Annotated in this window: 19 protein-coding genes and 1 pseudogene; 16 read left to right on the top strand and 4 right to left on the bottom strand. The window is 49.0% G+C overall.

Features of this window, described 5'->3' with window-relative positions; translation table 11 throughout:
• Window positions 1-23 precede the first annotated feature (23 nt).
• Both ABH897_RS10255 and ABH897_RS10260 read left to right on the top strand, forming a co-directional pair.
• Entirely contained in the window at window positions 24-887 is an 864-nt protein-coding gene (locus ABH897_RS10255) for an aldo/keto reductase (protein ID WP_283654850.1), read from the top strand.
• A gap of 12 nt (window positions 888-899) precedes the next feature.
• On the top strand, window positions 900-1,448 hold the full coding sequence (locus tag ABH897_RS10260; RefSeq protein ID WP_283654851.1) for a mismatch-specific DNA-glycosylase: 549 nt from the start codon (window positions 900-902) through the stop codon (window positions 1,446-1,448).
• 95 nt (window positions 1,449-1,543) lie between these two features.
• On the opposite strand, the gene ald is transcribed toward ABH897_RS10260, so the two are convergent.
• Complete coding sequence (gene ald / locus ABH897_RS10265) at window positions 1,544-2,674, bottom strand: alanine dehydrogenase (RefSeq protein WP_283654852.1); 1,131 nt, start codon at window positions 2,672-2,674, stop codon at window positions 1,544-1,546.
• A 339-nt stretch (window positions 2,675-3,013) separates the two neighbouring features.
• Here ald and ABH897_RS10270 point away from each other — a divergent pair, with 339 nt between their 5' ends.
• The 8 genes from ABH897_RS10270 (at window position 3,014) to ABH897_RS10305 (ending at window position 13,673) form a co-directional block, all read left to right on the top strand.
• Window positions 3,014-4,678 (top strand): PucR family transcriptional regulator, encoded by a 1,665-nt coding sequence (locus ABH897_RS10270; RefSeq protein ID WP_404591839.1) that lies wholly within the window; start codon window positions 3,014-3,016, stop codon window positions 4,676-4,678.
• Between the two features lie 102 nt (window positions 4,679-4,780).
• Entirely contained in the window at window positions 4,781-6,304 is a 1,524-nt protein-coding gene (locus tag ABH897_RS10275) for a copper amine oxidase N-terminal domain-containing protein (protein ID WP_404591841.1), read from the top strand.
• Window positions 6,305-6,600: 296 nt separating this feature from the next.
• A complete protein-coding gene (locus ABH897_RS10280) occupies window positions 6,601-7,896 on the top strand; it encodes a galactokinase (protein ID WP_404591843.1) in 1,296 nt (431 codons plus the stop codon).
• A gap of 165 nt (window positions 7,897-8,061) precedes the next feature.
• The gene (locus ABH897_RS10285) at window positions 8,062-8,982 is read left to right on the top strand and encodes a PD-(D/E)XK nuclease family protein (RefSeq protein ID WP_283654856.1); all 921 of its coding nucleotides are present in this window, start codon (window positions 8,062-8,064) and stop codon (window positions 8,980-8,982) included.
• A 45-nt stretch (window positions 8,983-9,027) separates the two neighbouring features.
• Window positions 9,028-9,831 (top strand): phosphotransferase family protein, encoded by an 804-nt coding sequence (locus ABH897_RS10290; protein ID WP_283654857.1) that lies wholly within the window; start codon window positions 9,028-9,030, stop codon window positions 9,829-9,831.
• Window positions 9,832-9,945: 114 nt separating this feature from the next.
• Window positions 9,946-10,659: an SGNH/GDSL hydrolase family protein gene (locus ABH897_RS10295; protein WP_283654858.1), complete on the top strand. Its 714-nt coding sequence runs from the start codon at window positions 9,946-9,948 to the stop codon at window positions 10,657-10,659.
• Window positions 10,660-10,798: 139 nt separating this feature from the next.
• A complete protein-coding gene (locus ABH897_RS10300) occupies window positions 10,799-12,154 on the top strand; it encodes a hemolysin family protein (protein ID WP_283656207.1) in 1,356 nt (451 codons plus the stop codon).
• Between the two features lie 247 nt (window positions 12,155-12,401).
• Window positions 12,402-13,673: a methyl-accepting chemotaxis protein gene (locus ABH897_RS10305; RefSeq protein ID WP_283654859.1), complete on the top strand. Its 1,272-nt coding sequence runs from the start codon at window positions 12,402-12,404 to the stop codon at window positions 13,671-13,673.
• Window positions 13,674-13,752: 79 nt separating this feature from the next.
• On the opposite strand, the gene ABH897_RS10310 is transcribed toward ABH897_RS10305, so the two are convergent.
• Window positions 13,753-13,965 (bottom strand): hypothetical protein, encoded by a 213-nt coding sequence (locus ABH897_RS10310; protein WP_283654860.1) that lies wholly within the window; start codon window positions 13,963-13,965, stop codon window positions 13,753-13,755.
• A 91-nt stretch (window positions 13,966-14,056) separates the two neighbouring features.
• On the opposite strand from ABH897_RS10310, the gene ABH897_RS10315 reads away from it, so the two are divergent.
• From ABH897_RS10315 to ABH897_RS10325, 3 genes are all read left to right on the top strand, one after another.
• Window positions 14,057-14,875, top strand: a complete 819-nt coding sequence (locus ABH897_RS10315) for a YwaF family protein (RefSeq protein ID WP_404580719.1) — start codon at window positions 14,057-14,059, stop codon at window positions 14,873-14,875.
• 196 nt (window positions 14,876-15,071) lie between these two features.
• Window positions 15,072-16,508, top strand: a complete 1,437-nt coding sequence (locus ABH897_RS10320) for an N-acyl-D-glucosamine 2-epimerase (protein WP_404591845.1) — start codon at window positions 15,072-15,074, stop codon at window positions 16,506-16,508.
• A gap of 64 nt (window positions 16,509-16,572) precedes the next feature.
• Entirely contained in the window at window positions 16,573-17,244 is a 672-nt protein-coding gene (locus ABH897_RS10325) for an MgtC/SapB family protein (RefSeq protein WP_404591847.1), read from the top strand.
• 233 nt (window positions 17,245-17,477) lie between these two features.
• On the opposite strand, the gene ABH897_RS10330 is transcribed toward ABH897_RS10325, so the two are convergent.
• The gene (locus tag ABH897_RS10330) at window positions 17,478-18,155 is read right to left on the bottom strand and encodes a peptidylprolyl isomerase (RefSeq protein WP_404520384.1); all 678 of its coding nucleotides are present in this window, start codon (window positions 18,153-18,155) and stop codon (window positions 17,478-17,480) included.
• A 116-nt stretch (window positions 18,156-18,271) separates the two neighbouring features.
• On the opposite strand from ABH897_RS10330, the gene ABH897_RS10335 reads away from it, so the two are divergent.
• The gene (locus tag ABH897_RS10335) at window positions 18,272-18,442 is read left to right on the top strand and encodes a hypothetical protein (RefSeq protein WP_200893490.1); all 171 of its coding nucleotides are present in this window, start codon (window positions 18,272-18,274) and stop codon (window positions 18,440-18,442) included.
• 44 nt (window positions 18,443-18,486) lie between these two features.
• On the opposite strand, the gene ABH897_RS10340 is transcribed toward ABH897_RS10335, so the two are convergent.
• On the bottom strand, window positions 18,487-18,744 hold the full coding sequence (locus ABH897_RS10340; protein ID WP_014280142.1) for a YqkE family protein: 258 nt from the start codon (window positions 18,742-18,744) through the stop codon (window positions 18,487-18,489).
• A 131-nt stretch (window positions 18,745-18,875) separates the two neighbouring features.
• Between ABH897_RS10340 and ABH897_RS10345 the strand changes: the two are divergent.
• Both ABH897_RS10345 and ABH897_RS10350 read left to right on the top strand, forming a co-directional pair.
• Window positions 18,876-19,580, top strand: a pseudogene (locus ABH897_RS10345) (MFS transporter); the annotation flags it as partial.
• Window positions 19,581-19,587: 7 nt separating this feature from the next.
• Entirely contained in the window at window positions 19,588-19,728 is a 141-nt protein-coding gene (locus ABH897_RS10350; RefSeq protein WP_404520383.1) for a hypothetical protein, read from the top strand.
• Window positions 19,729-19,841 lie beyond the last annotated feature (113 nt).

A 19,841-nucleotide genomic window follows, 5' to 3' on the forward strand; every position in this document is an offset into this window, starting at 1 on the left:
GATATAGTAAGGAGGGAGAACACATGAGCCAACAGAAGAAAAGTGCAATCACATGGGCTGATGGCCGTGAGGTGCCACTGATCGGACAGGGTACATGGCATATGGGTGAAAAAGCTTCGTTTCGGCAAGAGGAAGTGCGTGCGCTTCAACTTGGCTTGGATCTGGGCATGACGTTGGTCGATACGGCTGAAATGTATGCTGAGGGCGGTGCAGAAGAGATCGTCGGGGAGGCCATTCGGGGCCGTCGGGACGAGGTGTATCTCGTCAGCAAGGCTTACCCTCATCATGCAGACCGCCAAGGGCTGGCTCAAGCGTGCGAAGCGAGCCTGACCCGCATGGGAATGGAGTACATGGACATGTATTTGTTGCATTGGCGAGGGAATATCCCGCTGGAAGAGACGATACAAGGCATGGAAAAACTGCGTGAGCAGGGCAAAATCCGCAACTGGGGCGTGTCCAATCTGGACAAGTCCGACATGGAGGAGCTGTGGAGCCTGACTGGAGGCGATACCTGCGCGGTTAACCAAGTGCTATATCATGCGGCTTCGCGGGGGATTGAATATGATCTGCTTCCTTGGAGCCGTACACATGGTGTGCCTGTGATGGCGTATTGCCCGATTGCACAAGGCGGACGTCTACGGCGGGGGCTGTTGGAACATCCCGTCATGGAGGACATCGCTGCCAGTCACCGGGTAACGCCATCCCAGATTGCACTCGCATGGGTCATACGAGATGGCGATATCTGGGCAATCCCGAAGGCGGTACAGGAATCACATGTACGGGAAAATGCAGCGGCAGCGAATATCCGGCTCACTCCTGAACAACTGCAACAAATAGATGAAGCTTTTCCGCCGCCTACGCAGAAGCAGCCGCTGGATATCGTTTGAGGGAGGGGCGCCATGGAAGAGAGAGAAACAGGAACCAAGACAGAGCTGCATGAGGTAGATGATCATTTGGATTACGGATTATCTGTCGTATTCATCGGCTTCAATCCCAGCTTGAAGTCAGGAGAAGTGGGGCATCATTATGCGAACCCGCGCAACCGTTTTTGGCGCATACTGGAGGGAGCGGGTTTGACCCCTCGCCTGTACGATCCATCAGAGGATCGGGAGCTGCTCAAGCTTGGCTACGGGTTTACGAACATTGTTTCCAGGCCCACGAGGGGAGTGGAGGACATTGCACGCGAGGAATACGCCGAAGGACGTCTGAAGCTGTATGCCAAGCTAAAGGAATACCGTCCCAAGATTGCCTGCTTTGTTGGCAAAGGTGTATATACCGAATACAGTAAAAAATCCAAAGCAGATTGGGGATTCCAGCCCGAGCCGCTGATCCCCGAGATGTATGAGTTTGTAGCCCCTTCGTCCAGCGGACTGGTTCGCATGTCACTGGAAGAGATCACAGATATTTACCGCCGTCTCCAGACGTTTCTGACAGCAGAAATCGTCTGATATGCAGCGAGAATAATGGATTCAGCTAGAAGAAAAAGAACCACATGGTCATGCCCCGAGGGGAAGAACGTGTGGTTCTTTGAGCTACCGCGACTCTATTTTAAGGCTTTTGTCTGCCACGCCTGATCCACCGGAACGTAAGGATAACCCAGATCACGGGCTACCGCCTCGTAGGTGATATGACCGTTCAGGACATTCGTGCCGCTGAGCAATGGCTTGCTTCTGCGAAGGGCTTCCTGAACCCCCTGATCTGCAAGCTGGAGGGCGAAGGGAAGCGTCGCATTCGTCAAAGCAAGCGTCGAGGTTTGCGGCACTGCGCCCGGCATGTTCGCTACGGCATAGTGAATGACGCCATGCTTCACATAGGTTGGCTGATCATGTGTCGTGATGTGGTCAATCGTCTCGACAATACCTCCCTGGTCGATAGCGACATCCACAATCACAGAACCGGGCTGCATCGTCTGCACCATAGCCTCCGTTACGAGACGAGGGGCTTTGGCTCCAGTGATCAGGACAGCACCGATCAGCAAATCGCTCTGCGCTACGGCTTCGGCAATGTTGGATGGTGTGGACACCAGCGTATGAAGCTGGTTGCCGAAAATATCGTCCAGCTGGCGCAGCCGATGCAGGCTCAGATCGATCAGCGTCACGTCCGCGCCGAGGCCGATGGCGACCTTCGCAGCGTTCGTGCCGACGACCCCGCCGCCAATAATAGTCACTTTGCCGCGCTTGACTCCCGGCACGCCTGCCAGCAGAATGCCTTTGCCGCCCTTCGGTTTTTCCAGCAATTGTGCCCCGATTTGCACAGCCATTCGGCCTGCGACCTCGCTCATGGGGGTGAGCAGTGGAAGGCTTCCCCCGACATCTAATGTTTCATAGGAGATAGCAGTTACGCCATTGTCCGTCAGCGCCCGGGCCAGTGCCGGCTCAGCAGCCAGATGAAGATAGGTGAACAAAATCAGCCCTTTTCGGAAATATCCGTATTCTGAGGACAACGGCTCCTTCACCTTGATAATCAGATCCGCCTGAGACCACACATCCGCTGCGTGCTGTACAATCGTTGCACCCGCCGTGGCATAATCTCCATCTGTAAAGCCACTTTCAACCCCTGCATGACTTTCCACAAACACGTGATGTCCGTGCTGGATCATCTGAGCTGCACCAGCAGGTGTCAAGGAGACACGATTTTCATTGTTTTTAATCTCTTTCGGAATTCCAATGTTCACTTTGTTCACCTCTCCTGAAAATAATTGTTATCCAACGGCAAATAATTGTTCTTCAGGGCAGCTGCGCTGCTTTGTTGCAGTGCTGCTGTGTTTCTGTGTTGCAATGTTTCTGCACCAAACGGATTCAAAAATTGCATTATCATTTTTGTGCAGCCTGCCAATTAGTTAAATGGACTCAAGCCGACAAATGCAATTCATGTTAGATTAGGTACAGTTTACAAGTGGGAAAGCTCCTTGACATCATACATTTTGTCGGATTATCTGACTTCAAGGCTCGACTTTTTGATGAATAGGTGTCATATAAAATGACATAAAGACATATACATAAGGAGAATCCCGATGAACGGTAAAAAAACCTTTACCATTGCGGATGTGCTGGAACGTCCGGTATTCCGGCGGGCCAAGCTGGCGGCCGGGGAGCAGGGCACGAGTCACCGGGTCGGCTGGGTCCATGTGCTGGAAATCACAAACGTAACCCCCTTTGTGAGCCGTCATGACCTGATTTTGACGACTGGCCTGTGGCTGACCCGGGAAGGGGAGGAACGCGCTGAGTATATGGAGCAGCTGATCCGTTCCGAAGCCGCAGGACTGTGCGTGGAGCTGGGTACGAGCATCCATGAGATTCCGCCGGAAATCCTGGAGCTGGCGGAACGGCATCATTTTCCGGTCATCGTATTTGAACAGCCGGTACGCTTTGTTGAAATCACGCAAGATATTCATTCCCTGCTTATTAACCGCCACCATGAACTGCTGAAAGATCTGGAGCGCTTCTCGCGCCAGCTTCAGCAGGAGACGCTGCGCAGCACGGATATGAGTGCCCTTTTACGGGTACTTCATGATTATGCCGCCCGACAGGTCATCTACATGTCTTCCATTGATACCAATCGGTTCGTGCCTTCTATCCAGCCTGATGTGGCTGACCGCATTGCGAATTTCTATGCCAATGAGGTAGAATCCAGCATGACGTCTGACCGGGAGGGTCACTTGCTGTTTCATCTCAATGAATCCACCGCCGTCTTGTTTCAGCCGGTTGTCTGCTTCGGGCAGGTGTTTTCCGCAGTAGGTCTGGTGCTGCATGGCGAAACGCCGACGGAAGAACTGTCACTGCTGCTTGACTACACAGCCAAGGCAGCCGCTACGCTGGTGCTGAGAACCCAGTTCCTCGAAGACCGCTTGCTACGCAACCAGAATGAACTGATTCAGGATGTGCTGAACGGACAGCTTCCCAGCGAGGAACAGGCTCAGACCCGGATGGGGCTGCGTCTGCTGTCCAAGGGACAGTATTTATTTTGGGCCGGGGTTATTGAGGTGGAGCATCAGGATAAGGAAGCCAGTCAGGTGCGCAAGGAGTCCATTAACCAGGATATATTGGTATTGCTCCGTTCTTTGCTGAAAAAGGAGACGCTGCACAATCTGCTCATGATGAAGGGTAACCAGTGCTACATTCTTTGCGCCAAGGAGGAATTGACTCTGCGTTCCGGGGCACAAATGAAGAAAGTGCTTGCCCATACCGTGCAATATATTCAGAACTATGCTGCTGGGCAGCTTGACAAGGTGCGCATTCATGCAGGTTTCGGCAAAGTGAGGTACCAGATGACCGGAGCAGGCCGTAGCTTTGAAGAGGCTTATCAGGTTATTGAAGTGGCGCGAAGCGTTCCGGCCATGAGAGATCGATTTTTTTACGACAGTATCGGAATCTATCAGTTGTTGAAGGCCGTGCCCCGCACTCCTTTTTTACAAGAGTTTGTACAGGATCATTTGGGCGGGCTGATTTCGCATGACCGTGAGCACCATATGCAGCTTCTGGATACGCTGGATGCTTATTTTCGATGCTATGGCTCCAAGCGCGATACTGCCGGAATCCTGTACATTCACAGGCAAACTCTCTACAATCGGCTGGACAAAATTAACGAGATCATAGGAGGAAATCTGGCAGACCCGGATAAACGTCGTTGTCTGGAGATGGCATTGCTGGCTCACCGGATGCTACAGGCCGAAAAATGATCCTAAATGACTACTTCTATTTTTCAATCTACTCATTTACAATGCGTGTCAACACTGAGATAATAGAAGAGATAACGGAAATATCTTTGAAAGGGGATTAATATGAATATAAAAAAATGGATTGCCGTCCCTCTTATTCTGCTAATGGTAGCTTTGACGGGTTGCCAGGCAGTAGGCGGATTTGATGTAAGTAAAAATCTTTTGGGCACACTTGATGTGAAATCCCAGCAGTCAACGGAGAAGATATCTCTTAAATTGACTCCAAAAGCAGGCATTACACAAGGAGATCAGGAAATTGTTGATTTAATCAATTCCATTTCCGTAACAGTGGATGAGGCCAAGGTACAATCGGAGGAACTCGCTTCCGCCAAGGGCACATTGCACATCGACAAGTATAATTTGCCGTTTGAAATTGCTTTGGACCGTCAAGGTGTGGCTATTCAACTGGAAGGTGCCAAAAAACCTTATTACATATCTTTGAACTCACAGGAGAGTTTGAGCGGTCTGCCTGCCGGATTTGATCCTTATGTATACTCCAAAGATGTAAGAGATCTGACGAAAACAGCCGCAGCACTTGTACTCAAGCATGCTCCTAACCCTTCGACCATCTCTGCAACGTCTGTAACCGAGGAAGTATACGGTGAGAAGGATAAAGTGAAGCTGACCCGCTTGCATGCGGAGCTTCGTGGGGATGAGCTGGTAACATTGGTAAAACCGTTCCTGACCAATCTGGCCAAGGACGAGGCAGGCTTGAAAGAACTGATCGGGCAAGCGATTGATTTTACTAAAAATATCGCTTCCAGCATGAATGTTGATGGTGCTGATCAAGTCACAAGCCAACTGAACACGAACAAGGAAAAACTGGTCAATGAGGCTTATACCGAGGTTAAAAAGTATTTGGATCTGGCCGTTGCTCAATATGATGTAGGCGTAAGCACTTTATATGCACAGTCTCCTGAAATTAAAACGGTTCTGAGTTCCAATTCGGTTCTGAAAACCGATATGTATTTTGATGAAAAAGGAAATGTTCGCAAATCAGTGTCAGACCTGACGGTTGCTTTGCCAGAAGTAGATAGTCTTCCAGTGAAGTCCTTCTCGATTGTTACGGAAACTCAATCCTGGAACGTAAACGGTAGTGTAACAGCCGACAAGGTAGATATCTCCAATGGTGTAATCGACCTGAATAAACAAGCTGAATTAACACCAGGAGCGACACTTCGCAATTTTGATGCGAACTCTCCGATCTACAATATTTTAAAAAATGATTTGGAAATTACAAAAGTTGAAACCACTTTCGATCCTAAAGACGATTACTATGTGCTGGTGAATCGTAAAGGTACGGCCTTCATTCCACTGCGTGAGCTGACGTACGAACTGGGTTCCGAATTAAAATGGGATGCAGCTGCCAAGCAAATTACAGTTGTGGATGATATTACAGGTAAGACCATCAAGCTGAAAAGCGGCTCCAAACAGGCTGAACTGGAAGGAAGCACATTAACGCTGCCACAAGCTCCATATACGGATGAATATGGTACGCTGTATGTTCCTTTCAAATCGGTTGCCGAAGCATTGGGTGCTACAGTAACCCGTAACAGTAATGGTGAGTATGTATTGAAACGTGACTAAAAAGACATTCTACATATCTGTGTCCAACTGCACCGCTGGTGCATGGAATATGCAGGTATAGACACAGGAACCGGCCCGTTCAAGGGTCGGTTCTTTTTTTTGCATATCCTTACGAATCTAATCTATCGTAAAATAAGGAAGCATTCTCACAGAAACGATTTAAATAAGCGATTACAGATTAAAATAGTACCCTATTTTTGCACAGGGAAAATTGAGATAATTATATTGTTGTTGCGCCATATATATATTTGCGGCCAGGCGCCACGGTGGAAATTACCTACTAGGGGGAAATAACGATGAAAGATATGGAACTGTTGAATTCTAGTGAGGGACAAATTGTACTTGCTCGAATGTACGGTCAACAGCAGGTTGCAGAGCAAACGACGCGATATCAATCACTTCTACAGGCGTACCGGGAGCACTTTGGCGTCGGGGATATTGAATGGTTTAGTGCTCCGGGAAGATGCGAAATTGGGGGGAATCATACAGACCACAATCACGGGAAGGTGCTGGCAGGCAGTATTACACTTGATACCATCGCTGTAGCTGCTAAAGTGGAGGAGTCTGTAATTACGTTCTTTTCCGAAGGCTACAAAACGAAATATGTCATTGATTTAAATGACTTGTCACCACGACCAGAGGATGACGGTACGATGCTTCTGGTCCGCGGTATTGCGGCCGGCTTGCTCAAATTCGGCTATCGCATCGGAGGATTCCGGGCTTATATATCAAGCAATGTGTTCTCTGCTTCAGGACTAAGCTCTTCTGCTTCATTTGAAATGTTGATATGTACGATAATCAGTCATTTTTATAATGAGGGAGCGTTGGATGCTGTCGCCAAATCCAAAATCGGCCAGTACGCCGAAAATGGCTACTGGAACAAGCCGTCGGGACTGCTTGACCAAATGGCTTGCGCATATGGAGGATTGGTTGCCATTGATTTTGTAAACCCCAAGGAACCGATCATAAATCCAGTTCATTGGAATTTTCAAGAAAACGGATATTCCCTGGTTATCGTCAATACAGGCGGAGATCATGCTGATTTAACGGACGATTACGCGGCGGTGCCCAACGAAATGCGTGCAGTGGCTCAGTCCTTAGGTGCTTCTGTTTGCCGTGACTTATCGCCGGAGGATCTGTATGCCAACCTCAAAATGGTCAGGGAAAAAGCAGGAGATCGTGCAGTGCTGCGTGCGTTGCATTTTTTTGAAGAAAATAGACGTGTCGATGAACAGGTGAAATCGCTGGAGGAGGGACGTTTTTCTGATTTCTTGAGGCTCGTCACCGAATCCGGTAATTCTTCATGGAAATGGCTTCAAAACGTATATAGAAGTGGGATTGACCGGGAACAGGACGTATCTGTCGCGCTTGCATTAACGGAAATGTTTTTGCAATCAATAGATGACAGCGCATGCAGGGTACATGGTGGTGGATTTGCTGGAGTCATCTTGACGATTCTTCCCAATGATTGTGTTGACGATTATAAGACGTGGATCAGCGGAATGCTGGGAACTCCGGTACTCGTTGTCAACGTCCGTGAGCAGGGTGCCGTTAATGTAAGTGATTTGATTCATGCGGCAACGAAGGATTGAAAATGAAGCCAGAGTTGGACGGATCTCAGGAGTTATTGCGAATTGACTATACTAGACCGTTGAAGGCTTTAACCTCTGGGTTAAAGTCTTCGTTCTTTTTGGACGATGCAGTCCAGGCTTGCGGTATAATAGAGCATGGAAGTTTTAACGAAGGAGGGCCTATTCATGGCTATGTACCCGTCCTGGTCCTATTCGCAATCGAGGGCCCAAACGTTCGATGAATGCCTACGCAAATACTATTACCATTATTACGGCTCGCATAACGGCTGGAACCCTGCACAGGGCAGTGAAGAGCAGGTTACGTTGTATCGGCTCAAGCAGCTGAGCAACTTATATATTTTATTTGGGAATATTACGCATCAAATGTGTGAATCGGTCATACGTGGTTGGGTGGAAAAAGGCGCTGTTCCACGTCCGGCGTATCTGGAGACAACGATGAAGAACATGCTGAATGACAGTTACAAGGAATCGCTGCAACAACGTGAGCTATGGCTGCAAGACCCCAAAAATCGCATCATGCTCGCTGAAATTTATTATGATGACGAAGTGCTGCCGGAACGAATTGCCCGGATTAAGGAGCGACAGCATGCGGTGGTACACAATCTGTACCGGACTGCGGTTTGGCGTGAATTGCAGCAGGGTGAGGCGCGAATCGTCGAGGTGGAAAAGTGGGATACGATGTTGCTTCATGAGACCAAGGTGTATGTCAAAATGGATTTGCTCTACCGCAGAGGTAATGGAGACATGGTTATCGTAGATTGGAAGACAGGCAAGGAAGGCGACTTCTCCGACCAGTTATTTTTGTATGCTTCCTATGTTCAGGAGCATTACCAGCTTCCCTTGGAGAAGATCGAGGTACGTGTGGAATATTTGATGACCGGAGAGCATGAAGTGTACCATCCTGCGCAGGAGGATATCGACAAGGTGGTTGGCAATGTCGGGCGATACATCGAGGAAATGAAGTCCTGTCTCGATGATGATTATTATAATCGGCCGAAGCCCGAGTCCTTCTTCACGCCGATGCCATCCCGCAGAGCGTGTGGAGGCTGTAATTTTCGGGAGGTGTGCAAGTACCGCGCGGTATAGGATGGGATTGTGACAGGTGCAACCAATGCGGATGGAGGGATCACATTGAACAAAGGCGCCATGATAGGAAAAGGCATGAGTGCTGAGGTTTATGAATGGGGCGATCAGCAGGTTTTAAAGCTCTATTACGATAACTATCAACCTGAATGGGTACGATTTGAAGCCGAGATTAGCGCAGCCGTAAAGGAAGCCGGGGTACCTGCGCCAAGTGTCTACGAGATGTTGGAAGAAGGGGGGCGACATGGACTGCTTTACGAACGAATTCCGGGAGTATCTATGCTTGCTATGATACAAAGCTCTCCGTATAGAATTTTGAGATATGCAAGAGAAATGGCTTGGCTTCATTGGAGCATTCATCGCTGTTCAACGACCAAGCTTCCTCGCCAAAAAGACAGATTGGAGCAAGCAATAAATGACTCCAAAGAATTATTGGGAGAGAAAACAAAGCTGATTTGTGAATTTATGGACACTTTACCAACTGGTAATTGGGTTTGTCATGGTGATTTTCACCCCGACAATATCTTAATGACGAATCATCAATCAATCGCAATTGATTGGACAAACGCAAGTATAGGAGACCCGATGTGCGATGTAGCAAGAACCTCATTAATGTTGCTTTCTCCGTTTAATCCACCAGGGACACCAAGAACGATGGAGCCTTTATTGTGTCTATTTAAAAGAATACTAAACAGAGCTTACCTGAATGAATATTGCAGAAGCTCCAATATAAAAGCTGATAGCATGAATAGCTGGATATTACCTGTAGCGGCTGCCAGGTTACGAGAGGGGATTCCTGGTGAGCAAGAGTGGCTACTGCTTCTGATTAATCATCGGCTCCAAAACATATAGGTACGCTTATACAATCTAGCCCGTATCATTACGACAAGCCAGCCTAAGAGTGTATGGCAAATCTACAATTCTCTCAAGTTTTGAAACCGCTTTCTAATTTGGGGAATACGAGGTATGATAAGGATATTATTGGAAAAGGTTAAGGAGGGAATGTGGAATATGACTAGCAGCACTAATACAGGACGCACACGTATTCTTTTTCAGGGTGATTCCATAACAGATGGAGGAAGAGGACGGAATGAGGACGCGAACCATTGGCTGGGTCAGAGCTATGTGTATCTGATCGCAGGTGCACTGGGGAGCCGTTTGACTGCTACGCAGCCAGAATTTGTGAACCGGGGGATTTCGGGGGATCGGGTTTCGGATTTGTATGCACGCTGGAATGAGGACACGTTTAGCCTGAAGCCGGACCTGCTCAGTATTCTGATCGGAGTGAACGATGCCTGGCGGATCGTGGAGCAGGAGCCGTCCGGGGTGACGGACCGATTTGAGCGAGCCTATCGCCACATTTTGGAGGAAACGCGTGAAGTACTGCCTGATACCGGGCTGGTGCTGTGTGAGCCGTTTATTTTGAAAACAGGAGCTACCGAGGCACGATGGGACATTTGGCAGGAAAAAATAACGGGCTACCAGCGTCTTGTGCGTCAGCTTGCGGACGAATTTGGGGCCGTATTTGTGCCGCTCCAAAGCGTGCTGAACGAGGCAGCTACCAAGGCGGACGCCTCCTATTGGCTGCATGACGGAGTTCATCCGACAGCGGTTGGGCACCAGTTGATAGCTGATCAATGGATAGATATCGTACAAAAGAGTCCGCTGGCGATTCGCTAACTTGGTCAACCATAGTCTACTCCTTATCATTTTTGGGTAATACACGATTATGGACATAATGACTTATAAGGATCTGTCCATCCAAAAATGAACGCCATAAGGGGGCTTCTTGCTTCGTATGGCGGGGCAAGAGAGGGCTGTGGAAACTGTGAATATTATCCTGGTCATTTTACTGATTACGTTAACTGCTTTTTTCGTTGCATCCGAGTATTCCATTATTCGCGTACGGGTATCCCGTATCAATCAGCTTGCATCCGAAGGGAATAAAAATGCCAAAGCTGTCAAAAATATTTTGTCCCGGCTGGACGAGTATTTATCTGCTTGTCAGCTAGGGACCACGTTAACCTCGATGGCGTTAGGCTGGCTCGGGGAATCTACGGTTGAAAAGCTGCTGCATCCGCTGTTTGTGCTGGCACATATTCCTGCCGGACTCACGGGAGTATTATCCTTTTTGCTGGCTTTTCTGATTTTGACGTATTTCGAGGTGGTTATCGGGGAACTGGTGCCCAAAACATTCGCTATACAGATTGCGGAGCCGATGGCTTTGTTTTTTGCCCGTCCCATTACGATCTTCTATAAAATGACGTATCCGCTGAACTGGGTACTCAGCCGTTCCTCGCGTGTTATTACGGGACTGTTCGGGCTGAAAAAGGTTTCCGAGGAAGATGCGGCTCTCAGTGAGGCAGAGCTGCGTTTGGCATTATCCGAAGGATACCGCAGTGGTGAAATTACTCCGACAGAATATCGCTACCTGAACAATGTATTTGATTTTGACGACCGCGCGGCGCAAGAGATTATGGTACCACGTATTCACATCCGCTCCATTTCTCATCTGGCAACGGTAGCAGAGTTTATGGAGCTGATTGAGGACAAGGTCTATAACTTTCTGCCTGTAGCCGAAAACGGGGATCGGGATCGTATTATCGGGATGATCCGAGTGAAGGAAGCGCTGCATGATTTGGCCCGAGGGCACAGCACAGGGAATACCACGATGGCTTCCTATATTCATCCGGTGCTTCAGGTGATTGAAACCATTCAGGCCCGGGACCTGCTGATTCAGATGCAAAAGCGGCGTATTCCCGTAGCGGTGCTGGTGGACGAATATGGCGGCACATCCGGATTGGTCACACTGGAGGATATTATGGAGGAGATTGTAGGGGACATTCCTTCCTATACCGATACCGAAACGCCTGCGGCACTAACTCCTCTCATTACAAAAACAGACGATCATCGTTACATACTCAAATCGCAAGCGCTCATTCATGAAGTCAATCGGCGTTTGGAGACGGATATTGAGGCCAGAGACGTATATACGATTGGCGGATGGATGCTTTCAGAGCATTTTGATATCCGACAGGGAGAGAGTATGACCATAGGCTCATGGGAGTTTACCGTACTGGAAAAAAACAGTCACCAAATAGACACAATTGAAGCAGTCAAAAAAACAGCTGGTGAACAGGAAAATGACAATAATTCCGAATGGTGGAATGGTTGAGTGCCTGAAATCAATGGTTTAATAGGTGACGAATGGCCTGAAAAGCAAGCAGAAGTGCGGTCCGTCCATTTTTTAATGTACGCTGATGCCTGTTACATGTTATTTTTGGCTGTTAAGGTGGAGGGCCTAAAGTCTCTCTATCTTTATGCTCATAAATAAGGTTGTCTGTGAAAAACACCACTAGAAATGTAGCAATTATATGGTAAAATGGAATCAAATTTGAGTTTTTTGGGGTGGGCTACATTACATGAAAATGTCACTAGGTACGAAAATGGTTGCTGCATTTGTCGCTATTTCTGCAATCACCTATGGAACAAGCGCTTTTTTTATTTTTGTACTCAAGGACTGGCTTGCTCAAGGTACGCAGGAATGGTTGTATATCTCAATCATTCTGTTAATGGGCGTTCTGTGGAGTGGCATTTTGGGGTGGTTGATCTCCAAACTCCTCACACGTCCGATTGTTAGACTGGCAAAGGCGGCAGAGGAAGCCTCGACAGGGAATCTGTCCGTAGTCATTCCTGAGCGTCGTTCAGATGATGAAATCAAGGTGCTCTATGATGCATTCCGGCGTATGATGCTAAACATCAAGGATATGTTTAACGAGATATCGTATAGCTCAAGAGCGACTTCACAAAATGCGGAAAACCTTAGTTCGGCTATTGTACAGGCTACGGCACAGATTGAATCCATGACTTCGGTGGTGGAGGATATATTGGAAGGCGTAGAGCAGCAAAAGGATGCGTCTGTCCAATCTATTGAAACAGCGGATCGAATGTTGGGCGATTTTAAAATGATGCGCAGCAAATCGGGCCATATGCTGGAACTGTCAGGCCACATGGAGCATTCGGTCGATTCGACGCAGACGGTTTTTTCATCCCTGATGGAGGGAATGGGGGAGCTGACTGCTTCGCATAGTCGTTCGCAGCAGGTCATTGCACGACTGGAAAAGGAAGCTTCACAAATTGAAGCGATTACAAGCACCGTCAAGGATATCGCGGAACAAACTCATTTGCTGGCGCTGAACGCCTCCATTGAAGCCGCACGTGCCGGAGAAGAAGGTAACGGGTTTGCCGTAGTCGCTCACCAGATTCGCGCGTTGGCTTCACAAAGCACGGAATCGGTGCAGCAAATCAATGCCATCGTTAGCCGTGTGCAGTCGCAAATTGTGGAAACGGTACAATTAATGCACCAGCAAACATCACTGGTCAGTGCTGAAGCGGAACGGACAAGCTCGGTGGATCAGACGTTGAGTCGTTTGAACTCGATTGTGCGTGAATTTGTTGAAGGTATTCGCTTAATGGAAGAAGCTGTGACAGAGCAAACGAATCGGGTAGATCAAACCTTCGAGCAGATCAATCGTATTCAGCAAATGTCAGGAGCCTTCTCGGAAGGTGCGCACAAGATTTATACAGCCGCTCATGAGGAAACAGCTATTATGCAGGAAATTTCGTCTTCTTCCGAGGACTTGAAAGTGCTTACGAACAAGCTCATGATGAAAACTCGTGGAATGCAGCTGTAGAACGTAACGTGTCAGAACATGCAAATGTAACCGCTATATACCGGAAAACGAAGCAAGATGGTTCTCCGGTGTGTAGCGATTATTTTTTTATTTCAAAAAACTCACATTGCTTTCTGGGATGGTAGGCCAGATCACTGACACTGGATTGCACGACTATAGTTTGATCGTCAAAACGGATAATGACTCCGCCCGAACCAATCAACTGGTCATTCTGAAAAATGCGGACACGAAGATGTCGTTCCAACGCCTCGGTGAAGTCCTGATCTGTGATCAAACGGCGATTAATGGGCATGAGAGGTCTCCTTTGAATATGATATCTTTTATCATAAAGGCTAAGGTGTCGAACAAGCAAGAAAGAGAAAAAAGATAGAAGGGGGCTTTTGATGGACAAGCCGTGGTCATGGTCCTGGTTCTGGTTCGATGCTGCTGCACCGGAAGGATTCGAGGCTTTTACTTCGTCACATTGGCTGGCTGTACTAGGGCTTATTTTATGTGCTTTACTGCTTTGGCTGACTCGGGGCCTGATTCAGTCGCATAAGCTGTTAAGTGAGGGGATTCGCTGGCTCCTGGTTACCATACTCATTCTGTCAGAGGTAACTCTGAATATATGGTATGTGACGCAGCACATTTGGGATGCTCAGACATCATTGCCGCTGGAGCTGTGCAGTGTGACGCTGCTGCTGTCGATTCTGATGCTGATTTTCCGTAGCCGCTGGCTGTATCCGATCATACTTTTTGCCGGAATTGGAGGAGCGCTTCAAGCGGTACTCACGCCTAATTTGGCATACGTTTTTCCGCACTATCGTTTTATTCATTTTTTTGTGGCTCATAGTGCCATTATATGGGCTGCCTTGTACATGACATGGATCGAAGGACTGAAACCGACGTGGAAGGGCGTTGGGGGAGCAATGCTTTTCCTCAATGGCTTGGCGCTGATCGTTTGGCTCGTAGATAATGTACTCGGAGCAAACTATATGTTTCTTGCCGGAAAGCCGTCAACACCGTCGATATTGGATGTTTTGGGACCATATCCGCTGTATATTTTGGCAGAAGAGGTCATTGCGCTCTTATTCTTTTCTCTTACGATGTTACTGTTCGAGGTGCTGCCTGGAGGCAGGCTATATGCCCGCTTTCGCAAAGGAGCTGTGCACAGAGCTGAACGTCTTGGGGAAGACCATAGCACAGAGAAAACACTGCGCTGAGGGATCAGTAATTTCCTCCTCATCCGCTCATAAGCTAATCTGACTCTTTATTCCAATATCCTGATTGCTGACGGTGAAGCAGTATGTGCTGCATTTCCGTCTGTAAGTCTGCATTTCACAAATTTGCGAAGTATGGTAGCATAGGCGAACCAGCAGGAGCATATAGCGAAGAGACGGGTAACGGAGGTGGAACCAATTGAGCTATAACGGTAATGACGGGACACAATCAACAGGATCTATAACTTTGACCGGAAAAATAAAGCCATGGGCGCTGAGCGGCCCCAGTATTCAAATAGATCCGTTGTTTCCCTATTACGCCAACCGTTCGCTGGACAGTATAGCCGATGAAATCGCCCTTGCAGGCTACCGGACCGTTCATTATTTTGTTGTGCGTGAAAATGAAGTAGATGGAGCGCTCGTTGCGGCCTTTCAACGCAGGGAAATCGCGGTATGGGCGATGGTGCTTGGCAATGGTTCCTTCGGTGTGTCACAGCTGCCGCCAGAGTGGAAGGGATGGCGCATGGAACTGCTGCGCGAACCGAATGACGGGTTTCAGCGGCTTTCGCATTTTGCACAGGAATACGTAGAGTGGAAAAAGAAAGCCGCTGCCCGGCTGGTCACCGACATTCCGTTTGACGGGTTCGAGGTGGCAGAGCCTTATTTTCCCGAATGGAACGGGCTGCGCAGTGGAGTGTACGGGGATATTGGCCCGCATGCCCGGCGGGCCTTCCGCGAGCGCAGCGGTGAGGACATTCCGGATTTCCGCGACAAGCATACGCGGAATTACTACCGGAAGGTCCCGGAGCTGTACGCGCAGTGGGTCGATCTGCGCGTGGACGCCGTGAACGCGCTGATCGGCGAGCTGGTGAACGGCGCAGGCGGCGTGCGTGATGTCCGGCCGGACATCTGCGTAGCGACGTGGTCGCTGGCCGTGAACGGGCGCGGCGATGTGCCCGGCCAGCTACGGGAATGGCAGGGGCTGGACGCAGTAGCGATGATCGGGTGCGTAGCCCCGGATATGCATGTGCTCCAGACCCATTGGCCGGACTGGATGCGTCGTCGCCTGCCGCCGCATTATATTGGCGGCTACGCCCGCATAGCGCAGGGGATACGCGCCGCTTATCCGAATCTGCCCCTCGGGGTGCAGGCGGATATCGGTTCACTCGCGAGTATGGTTCGGGACCGCGAATGGACCCGGCAGTTCGGGGCTACCGCCCTGGAGGGCGGTTATGACGCCTGGACCGCCTACGAATACCATCTGGGCGGCTATATGTACGATGAGCCGCCCATCCCGCTTTGTGCGGAAAGATCGACCGCAGATGATGAGGTGGTCGTTTCTTTCAGCAAGCGGATTGCCACGCCGTCTGTGAATGAGCTGCGTGTCTGGAGCCGGGAGAGTGCGGCTGATGCCACGGGCGATCTGATTCGCACAGGCAGGAACGATTCACTGAGGCCATTAGAGCTTGTGGACGCAGCGGCAGACGGTAACCGTCTGCTGCTACGTATACGTAATTTGCCGCCGAGGGCGTTCAGTTTGAGACTTGAAGGGGTACAGGATACACCGAAGCTATGGCTGCTCAAGGGAAGGAAGGCACACCGCAATCTGCCGGAGCATGAAGTGCCAGTTCCTTAAAATTGGGGTAATAACAAGGTACGACATCTGTTCGAGAAATAAAATGTAGTGGAGTGAAAAGAGTATGTGGGATTGGGATTATCTGATTCGGGTCATGTTCGCCGGCTTGTGCGGCGCGTTAATCGGCTATGAACGCAAAAGTCGGATGAAGGAGGCGGGCATTCGCACGCATTTCATTGTCGGTATCGGCGCGTCGCTCATGATGGTGGTATCCAAATACGGTTTTCAGGATCAAACAGCTTGGTCTAACCTGTCGCTGGACCCTTCCCGAATAGCAGCACAGGTCATTAGCGGAGTCGGATTTATCGGCGCAGGGATGATTTTCACACAAAAAAATAGAATCAAAGGACTGACCACTGCCGCAGGCATTTGGACTACCGCCGGGATTGGTATTGCCGTGGGTGCTGGTATGTACGGGCTTGGCGCAGGGGTAACCCTTTTTATTTTGGCAGCACAGTCCTTGTTCCATAGCCGGTTCTATCAGCTTGCTACTCCGTCTACGCGGCAAGTGATTGTCCAGGTCGAAAATGAGCCGGGCGTACTGAATCGGATTAAAGAACTGCTGGAGCACAAGAAGCTGACTATTCACAGCTTTCACACCGAGCGTATCAATAACGGCGAGCAGTTGATTATTCATATGGTTTTAAAGCTGTCTCGGTCAGAGGGAACGGAGGAACTGCTGTCACTACTTCAGGAGATGGAAGGTATTCGTTCGGTAGAAACCAAACCCAATTAGACGGCTTATACTGCTCATACAGTATCTCTTTCAGTGCTTTTTTTGTCGAACGCTGACAGGCCCTTATTGGTGAAAAAGCCTTAAAAATAATGATTGAAAACGCTTCCTTTTGTGTATATACTCTTACTACATCACAGAGGCAGCAGCCAAGTAAACATTACTGTGGAACACGATAAACATCTTTGTAGAACATGCAAAACGACCCCATGCATACGCACAGGGCCGATATAATCTTACTTCACTTTGACTGGAGCCGGATATTTCTTACCCAGCGTGTCCACGGTTACTTTTTTCATCGTAGCTGGTTTGATGGGTTTATCATTGCTGTCACGCTTGGAGTTCACGATGGCATCTACCACGTCTAATCCAGACGTTACTTTGCCGAAAGCAGCGTATTGACCGTCAAGGTAATCCGCATCGGCAACCATGATGAAAAATTGCGATCCGGCTGAATTCAGATCTGCTGAGCGGGCCATGGATAGTACGCCGCGCGTGTGCTTGAGCGTATTGTTGACACCGTTGCTCTTGAACTCGCCTTTGATGCTGTAGCCGGGGCCGCCTGTACCGTTACCCTGCGGGTCACCGCCCTGAATCATGAAGCCGGGGATGACACGATGGAAGATCGTACCGTTGTAAGCGCCCTTTTGCACCAGGGAAATGAAATTGTTAACGGTGTTCGGTGCTACTTCCGGGTACAGCTCAAGTTTGATCTTTTTACCGTCGTTCATGACAATCGTGACGACAGGATGGGAAACAGGTTTACTTTTGTCTTTAGTCGCGGCAGGGGTTGTACTGCTTGTCCGGCTTGCGGCTTCTACATCTGTCGCTTTTGTGCCACATCCGGCAACCAGCACGAGCATGGTAGCCAGCAGGCAAAGCATATACCAGGGACGTATCTTTTTTCGGATCATTTGTATTCCTCCTGAAAGATTAGATGTGTAAAATCCTAAATTATAGTTTGGGGCAGCGCAGAGCACTTTTCCGTTTTCTATCATACCTTTTTTTGTTGGGATTAGGAAATACGGGTTTGAATACCGTATTCTTGACCCATACTGCTGCTATTCCCAAGGAAAGGGGCAGGATCATGGTGGAGGTAGACAAAAAGCTGGCTAAAGGTCTCATATGGGGGATGGCGTTCAGTCTGCCGGTTTGGGTAGGGGTGCTGTACTCGGTACAACACATCCGTGACTGGCTATAAAATAATCAAGCGTGGAGATAAGCCAAAACCGGGATGGTTTTGGCTTATTTATATTTGTGCCAGTCCAAATTGCTGTTATTCAGCAGATGCTCGAAGTTGTTGTCCAGCTTCTTCTGTTCTGCTTTTCTTGCTTCGAGGGCACGCTGCCGTTCGTCTTCCTTACGTTTATCTTGCTCTGCCTGGGCTTCATTGGCCTGAGCTTTGAGCTTATTCAGCACGTCCTGACTCAACAGATCCTTTAACGTTGCAGGTTTGTCCTGAGCCGCAGGAGCGGGGGAAGACGAATTTCTTTTTTTAGCCATGTCATCAACTCCATTCCATTCGATTATATCAGCTTCTGCATGGTTGTTCCACGGCTGAAGGGTGAGGTTTGCTGTGGACTTTTCTAATTTAGAGGTTAATAATGGAATAAGGAGAAGGGACGTGTAGCATCATGCATCTTTATTGGAAGCGAAACCTGGTCGTTTTGTGGATCGGTGTATTTTTTTGCAGCATGGCCTATTCCGTTTCCATTCCGTTTTTACCTATTTTTTTGAATACGGAAATGGGTGTGACCGATCATCTGGAGCTGTGGGCGGGGATTGCCTTTGGGGTTACCTTTTTAGCCAGCGCTCTGATTGCTCCGTTTTGGGGTTCGCTCGCAGATAAGTACGGACGGAAGCCGATGCTGATTCGTTCAGGCTTTAGTCTGGCGGTATTGTATTTGATATGTGCCTTTGTAACTGATCCGTATGTGTTCGTAGGGGTACGACTGTTTCAGGGTCTGCTCTCCGGGTTTATTCCTGCTGCCATCGCATTGGTCGGAACGGGTTCGCCTGAGGATAAAACGGGTTATGCACTCGGCATTATGGCAACCTCCGGGGCGACGGGCAGCATCATAGGTCCGTTGATTGGCGGAGTGGTAAGTCATTATTACGGCAACCGGAATGCCTTTCTGTTCTCTGCGGGGCTTGTGCTGGTCTCTGCGCTAATTGCGACCTTTGCCGCTAGAGAGGATAACTTCAAGGGAACCAGTACCCGTTCGCATGTCCGTGACGATATCAAGGAGGCTATTGCTAATCGGCCGTTGTACTTTTTGCTCATACTGGCAGGATTAAGTACCTTTTCCGTCATGATCTTGGAGCCGCTAATTACGGTGTAGCTGGATGCCGATCCGCTGGATCTTTGTGTTGAACGGTGGAATGTTGCTGGTGGCGGCATTGCTGTTATGGGCGAAGGGAAGAGAGATTTTCCATGCCTCTGCCAAAAATAACGCAACGGATCGGGATGTTCATCCTGCCGGATAGGTGGAGTATAGTTAACTGTTCGATGTGCATTACAAAGGGCCCGTGGAGCTTGACCTCCATGAGCCTTTTTCAATAGTTTAGGTCGCAAAGCAACTCTATTGAAGGTATATGAA

The organism is Paenibacillus sp. RC73, from assembly GCF_044908085.1.
In the GTDB taxonomy this organism is placed as follows: Bacteria; Bacillota; Bacilli; order Paenibacillales; family Paenibacillaceae; genus Paenibacillus; species Paenibacillus terrae_A.